A 5525-nucleotide genomic window follows, 5' to 3' on the forward strand; every position below is an offset into this window, starting at 1 on the left:
GAGGCGATCGTGATGAGCAGGATGCCGGGCAGCAGGTAGGTCACGTACGAGTCCGCCCCGGTGTCGATCGCGCCGCCGAAGACGTAGACGAACAGCAGCATCATCGCGATCGGTGTGACCGCCGTCGTGATGATGGTGTCCGGGCTGCGCGCGACGTGGCGCAGGGACCGCCCCAGCAGTGCGGCGGTGTCGACGAGGAAGCGCGTGGTCATGACTCGTCCTGCCCGGCCGTGACGATGGCGAGGAACACGTCCTCGAGGGTCGGCTGCTTCTCGACGTACTCGACCGTGGCGGGCGGCAGCATCGCCTTGAGCTCGGCGAGGGTGCCGTCGACGATGATCCGGCCCTCGTGGAGGATCGCGATCCGGTCCGCGAGGTGCTCGGCCTCCTCCAGGTGCTGCGTCGTCAGGAGCACGGTCGTGCCCTGCCCGGCGAGCTCCCTGACGCTGCGCCACACCTCGAGGCGCGCCTGGGGGTCGAGCCCGGTCGTCGGCTCGTCGAGGAAGACGACCGGCGGGTCTCCGATGAGGCTCATCGCGATGTCGAGGCGGCGGCGCATGCCACCCGAGTACGTCGACACCCGTCGCCGGGCGGCCTCCGTCAGTGCGAAGCGGTCGAGCAGCTCGTCCGCGACGACCCCGGGGGCCTCGAGGTGCCGCAGCCGCGCGATGAGGACGAGGTTCTCGCGCCCGCTGAGCAGCCCGTCGACGGCAGCGAACTGCCCGGTGAGGCTGATGGACTCGCGCACGTCCGCGGGCCGGGTCGCGACATCGAAGCCGTTGACGGTCGCTGTCCCCGCGTCGGCCCTCAGCAGGGTGGACAGGATCCTCACGACCGTGGTCTTGCCCGCCCCGTTCGGGCCGAGCAGCGCGACGATGCTGCCGCGCGCGACGTCGAGGTCCACGCCGCGCAGCACCGTGACGTCCTTGAACGACTTCTCCAGACCCCGCACGCGCACGGCCGGGTCGGCGGAGGAGGGGGACGTCATGATCGGGCGCCCCCGTCCGCCTCGCGCTCGGCCCGCTCGATGGCGGCGGTGAGCCGCTCCCGCTCCCGGCTGACCCAGCCGCCCTTGGCGTAGTTCTGCAGGAACACCTCGGCGAAGTCCACCGGGTCCTCCCCGACGATGACGCGCACCGGCGTCCCGTCGGCCGCCGCCTGCTCGAACAGATCGGCGAGGTCCTCGAACATCGTGGCCGCGCTGCCCCCGTCCGCGGGCCCGAAGTACATGACGTACCGCTCCAGCGCCTCGACCGCCGCCCGGTGGCTCTCGGGCAGACGGCTCGTACGCGCCTTGTACGCCCGCCAACGGCGCTTGTCACCGATCACCGTCGCGGCGATCCTCGAGATGGACATGGTCACCTGCCTCCTTCGTGGAGCTGTTCCAGACGTTCCGCGAGGAAGCCCCAGGTCCTCCAGAACTCCTCGAGGTCGTCGCGACCCTGAGCGTTGAGCGTGTAGACCTTGCGCGGCGGCCCCTTCTCGGACGGGACCTTCGCCACGTCGACGAGGCCGCGCTGCTCGATCCTGACGAGAAGCGCGTAGACCGTGCCCTCGGCGATGTCGACGAAGCCCTGCTCCCGCAGACGCGCCGTGATCTCGTAGCCGTAGGCGGGCCGGCCGGCGAGGATCGCGAGGACGATGCCCTCCAGCGTGCCCTTGAGCATCTCCGTCATCTGCTTGCCCACCGGCACCCCGTCCACCTACTCAGTGACACTGATTACCGGTACATAGTAGCGCTGAGTAGCGGCAGGGCGAGCGCCGCCAGAGCACCGTGCGTCACGGCGCCGGAAGGGCACCACCGAGGGGCCGGTGGTCGTGGCTCGCACGAGCCGGGGTTCAGCCCCGAAGGACCTTCGCCATCGCCTTGCCCCTGGCGAGCTCGTCGACCAGCTTGTCCAGGTAGCGGATCTTCTGCATCAGGGGATCGGCGACCTCCTCGACGCGCACATGGCACACCACCCCGGTGATGAGCGAGGCGTTGGGGTGGAGACGCGCCTCGGCGAAGAACTCCTCGAAGGTGGTGCCCGCGGCGAGGTGGTCACCGAGCGCCGTCGCGTCGAAGCCCGTGAGCCACTCGATCACCTGGTCGAGCTCGGCCCGCGTGCGCCCCTTCTTCTCCACCTTGGCCACGTAGTGGGGATACACGGCGCTGACGCTGGTGGTGAAGATCCGGCTCACGTCCGTCAGCCTAACGGCGGCCCTCGGCCGACCCGGCGGTCCACCCCGACGTGCCGGGTGCGCCGTCAGACGGGCGTGACCTGCTGGTCTGCGGCGAGGCGCGCCAGGAGCGCCAGGCCGTCCGCGGCCGGCGTCCCGGGGGCCGCGCTGTAGGCGACGAGTCGCAGGCCGGTCTCCTGGACGAGGTCCATGACGTCGTAGTCCAGGGTGAGGACGCCGACCTCGGGGTGGTGGATCCGCTTGACCCCCGCGCGGTGCTGGCGCACGTCGCGGGCCGCCCACAGGGTCCGGAACACCTCCGAGCGGGTGGACAGCTCGCCGATGAGGTCGGTCAGCCGTCGGTCGTACGGGTTGCGGCCCGCGGCCGCGTGCAGGGCCGCGACGCTGTCGCGGGTGACCTGCTCGTAGTCGGGGAAGAAGTGCCGGCCGCCCGGGTCGAGGAACGCGAACCGTGCCGTGTTGGGCGCAGCGCCCGTGGCCCGGGCGAGCTCGTGGACCGGTGCGAGCAGGGCGCGGGACAGCGCGTTGGACGCGACGATGTCACCCCGGGTGTCCTGCACGTGCGCCGGGGCGCTGGTCATCGCGTCGAGCACCCGCTGGACCGACGCGCGGACCGGTGGGGCCGCTGCGGGGGCCCGGCGCTGACGGACCGGCGTGCTGAACGCACCGGCCAGGTTCCGCAGGTGCTGCTGCTCGGCCTCGTCCAGGCGCAGCGCGCCCGCGATCGCGCCGAGCACCGCCTCGGACACCCCCGCGAGGTTGCCCCGCTCGAGCCGTGCGTAGTACTCCGAGGACACCCCCGCCAGGACCGCGACCTCGTCGCGCCGCAGGCCGGCGACCCGACGGTGCCCGGTGCTGGGTGGCAGCCCGACGTCGGCCGGGGTCAGCCGTGCCCGGCGCGAGGCCAGGAAGGCCCGCACCTCGTCGCGATGGTCCATGGCGGCAACGGTAGGCCCGGACCCGCGGCCCAGCCACGCTCTGCCAGTACACCCATCAGCGGGACGTTCCTGTCGAGCGCCCACGGTGGTTCGGTGGAGGCACCGACCTCCCCGAGACAAGGACCCCCATGCAGACCGTCACGCTGAACACCGGCGCGCCGATGCCCATCCTCGGCTTCGGCGTCTTCCAGATCGACGACGCCGCCACCGAGCGGGCCGTCACCGACGCCCTCGCCGCGGGCTACCGGCTCATCGACACCGCCGCGGCCTACCGCAACGAGGCCGCCGTCGGGCGCGCCATCGCCGCGTCCGGCATCCCCCGCGAGGAGCTGTTCATCACCACCAAGCTCTGGGTCCAGGACCCGGGCGAGGACAACACCCTGCGCGCGTTCGACGCCTCCGCCGAGCTGCTGGGCCTGGAGTACCTCGACCTCTACCTCATCCACCAGCCGTTCGGCGACTACTACGCCCAGTGGCGCGCGATGCAGCAGCTCCACCACGAGGGCCGCGCCCGCGCGATCGGGGTGTCCAACTTCCCGGCCGACCGCCTGGTCGACCTCATCGTGCACAACGAGATCACCCCCGCGGTCAACCAGATCGAGACCCACCCCTTCCTCCAGCAGACCGCCTACCAGGCACGGATGGCCGACCTCGGCGTCCAGATCCAGTCCTGGGGACCGTTCGCCGAGGGCAGGAACAACCTGTTCACCGACCCCACGCTAACCGCCGTCGCCGAGCAGCACGGCCGGACCGTCGCCCAGGTCGTGCTGCGCTGGCTGACCCAGCGCGGCGTCGTCGTCATCCCCAAGTCCGTCCGCCCCGAGCGCATGGTCGAGAACCTCGACGTGCTCGACTTCGCCCTGAACGAGGACCAGATGGCCCGGATCGCGGCACTGGACCTGGGCGTCTCGCAGTTCTTCGACCACCGCGACCCCGACATGGTCCGAGCCCTCGGCTCGCGCCGCATCGGCTGACGAGCCCGCCCGCACGCACCGGCCGTCCCGCCACCCCGGCGGGCCGGTCGGCGTCGCCAGCGCGTCGACCCCCACCTATGCGAGATCCGGGATTCCCCATCCTCGTCCGGTGAGCCAGCGTCGGGGTGACGCCCGGCGACGGTGCTCGGCGCCCGCCGCCGAGCGAGAGCGAGAGCCACGATGAGGGCAGTCCGGTACGAGGGGCCCGGCGCGTTGACCGTCGTCGACCTCCCGCGACCCGGGGTCGGCCCAGGTCACGTGCTCGTCAGGATCACGCTCTGCGGCATCTGCGGCACCGACGTCCACTCGTACCTGCACCCGGGCATCCTCGTCCCGGGGACCGTCTTCGGGCACGAGGCCGTCGGCACCGTCGCCGAGATCGGGGCCGGTGTCGCGGGGTTCGAGATCGGCGACCGCGTCGCCATCGGCGCGCCCGGCTCCTGCCCGGAGGGCTGCGCCCCCTGCCGGGCGGGCCGCTCGACCCTGTGCGTCAACGGGTTCCTCCGCACCCAGGGCATCGGCCCCGGGACGCAGGGCGCGTACGCCGAGTACGTGCTCGCACGCTACCCCGAGCGTCAGCTCGTCCCGATCCCCGACGGCGTCTCCGACGCGGACGCCGTCCTCTTCGACATCTTCTCCACCGCCTTCCACGGGCTGCGCAGGTCCTCCTTCCAGGCGGGCATGAACGTCGTCGTCGTCGGGGTCGGGGCCATCGGCCTGTCGCTGGTCCAGCTCCTCCGGCTCGCCGGCGCGGGCCACATCACCGCGGTCAACCGCTCGGCCAGGAAGCGCGAGATGGCGATCGGGTTCGGCGCGGACCTCGCGCTGAGCCCGACGGACGAGGACGACCTCGTCGGTCGCATCACGGCGCTGCACGGCGGCCTGGGCGCGGACATCGTCTACGAGTGCGCGGGCAGCCCGGCCACCGTCGGGATCGCGGTCGGCCTGGCGAAGCCCGGCGGCGAGGTCGTGCTGCTGGGCACCAACCCCGAGCCGCTGTCGACGATCAACGAGATCCAGATCCAGCTCTTCGAGCTGGACGTCAAGGGCTCGTTCGCCTACGACGAGGACGAGATCCGCACGGTGCTCGGCTTCATGGACCGGGGCCTTCTGAGCACCCGCGGGATGCTCGAGAAGATCGTGCCCCTCGACGAGGCGCCCGCGGCGCTCGCGGAGCTCTCGAGGACGACGCAACCGGTCCGCTACGCGATCGCCCCCTAGTTCCACCCGCCACGACGAAGTGAGCCAGGACCGCCACATCCACCAGCGCCAGGGCCGACTTCAGTGCCTTCGTCAGCGCCTGATCGGCGTGACTGGGCTCTGCGACACCCGACGGATGGTTGTGGGCGAAGATCACCGATGCCGCATTGAGCGCGAGCACTCGCCGGACGACCTCCCGGGGATACACGCTCGTCTGGGTCAACGTGCCCTG

Annotated in this window: 7 protein-coding genes and 2 pseudogenes; 2 read left to right on the forward strand and 7 right to left on the reverse strand. The window is 71.7% G+C overall.

What is annotated here, in order from left to right; translation table 11 throughout:
- From PKY62_RS08845 to PKY62_RS08870, 6 genes and pseudogenes are all read right to left on the reverse strand, one after another.
- Nucleotides 1-212: pseudogene (locus PKY62_RS08845) on the reverse strand (ABC transporter permease); the annotation flags it as partial.
- Complete coding sequence (locus tag PKY62_RS08850; RefSeq protein WP_324536344.1) at nucleotides 209-988, reverse strand: ABC transporter ATP-binding protein; 780 nt, start codon at nucleotides 986-988, stop codon at nucleotides 209-211. The pseudogene PKY62_RS08845 and the gene PKY62_RS08850, both read right to left, overlap by 4 nt.
- Nucleotides 985-1356, reverse strand: a complete 372-nt coding sequence (locus tag PKY62_RS08855) for a DUF1048 domain-containing protein (RefSeq protein WP_324536350.1) — start codon at nucleotides 1354-1356, stop codon at nucleotides 985-987. Before PKY62_RS08855 ends, PKY62_RS08850 begins: the two co-directional genes overlap by 4 nt.
- A gap of 2 nt (nucleotides 1357-1358) precedes the next feature.
- Entirely contained in the window at nucleotides 1359-1688 is a 330-nt protein-coding gene (locus PKY62_RS08860) for a PadR family transcriptional regulator (protein ID WP_324536351.1), read from the reverse strand.
- Between the two features lie 151 nt (nucleotides 1689-1839).
- Nucleotides 1840-2181, reverse strand: coding sequence for a DUF2200 domain-containing protein (locus tag PKY62_RS08865; protein WP_324536345.1), 342 nt, complete (start codon nucleotides 2179-2181; stop codon nucleotides 1840-1842).
- A 65-nt stretch (nucleotides 2182-2246) separates the two neighbouring features.
- Complete coding sequence (locus tag PKY62_RS08870) at nucleotides 2247-3119, reverse strand: helix-turn-helix transcriptional regulator (protein WP_324536346.1); 873 nt, start codon at nucleotides 3117-3119, stop codon at nucleotides 2247-2249.
- A 128-nt stretch (nucleotides 3120-3247) separates the two neighbouring features.
- On the opposite strand from PKY62_RS08870, the gene PKY62_RS08875 reads away from it, so the two are divergent.
- On the forward strand, nucleotides 3248-4093 hold the full coding sequence (locus tag PKY62_RS08875) for an aldo/keto reductase (protein WP_324536347.1): 846 nt from the start codon (nucleotides 3248-3250) through the stop codon (nucleotides 4091-4093).
- A 180-nt stretch (nucleotides 4094-4273) separates the two neighbouring features.
- Entirely contained in the window at nucleotides 4274-5314 is a 1041-nt protein-coding gene (locus PKY62_RS08880; RefSeq protein WP_324536348.1) for a zinc-dependent alcohol dehydrogenase, read from the forward strand.
- Between the two features lie 13 nt (nucleotides 5315-5327).
- On the opposite strand, the pseudogene PKY62_RS13355 reads toward PKY62_RS08880, so the two are convergent.
- Nucleotides 5328-5516 (reverse strand): annotated as a pseudogene (locus PKY62_RS13355) (JAB domain-containing protein); the annotation flags it as partial.
- Between the last annotated feature and the right edge of the window lie 9 nt (nucleotides 5517-5525).

The sequence above is a fragment of the Actinotalea sp. genome (genome assembly GCF_035443605.1).
Classification (GTDB): Bacteria; Actinomycetota; Actinomycetes; order Actinomycetales; family Cellulomonadaceae; genus Actinotalea.

Coding starts and splice junctions, on each gene's coding strand:
- PKY62_RS08850 (WP_324536344.1), bottom strand. CDS start 988: ATGACGTCCCCCTCCTCCGCCGACCCGGCCGTGCGCGTGCGGGGTCTG.
- PKY62_RS08855 (WP_324536350.1), bottom strand. CDS start 1,356: ATGTCCATCTCGAGGATCGCCGCGACGGTGATCGGTGACAAGCGCCGT.
- PKY62_RS08870 (WP_324536346.1), bottom strand. CDS start 3,119: ATGGACCATCGCGACGAGGTGCGGGCCTTCCTGGCCTCGCGCCGGGCA.
- PKY62_RS08875 (WP_324536347.1), top strand. CDS start 3,248: ATGCAGACCGTCACGCTGAACACCGGCGCGCCGATGCCCATCCTCGGC.
- PKY62_RS08880 (WP_324536348.1), top strand. CDS start 4,274: ATGAGGGCAGTCCGGTACGAGGGGCCCGGCGCGTTGACCGTCGTCGAC.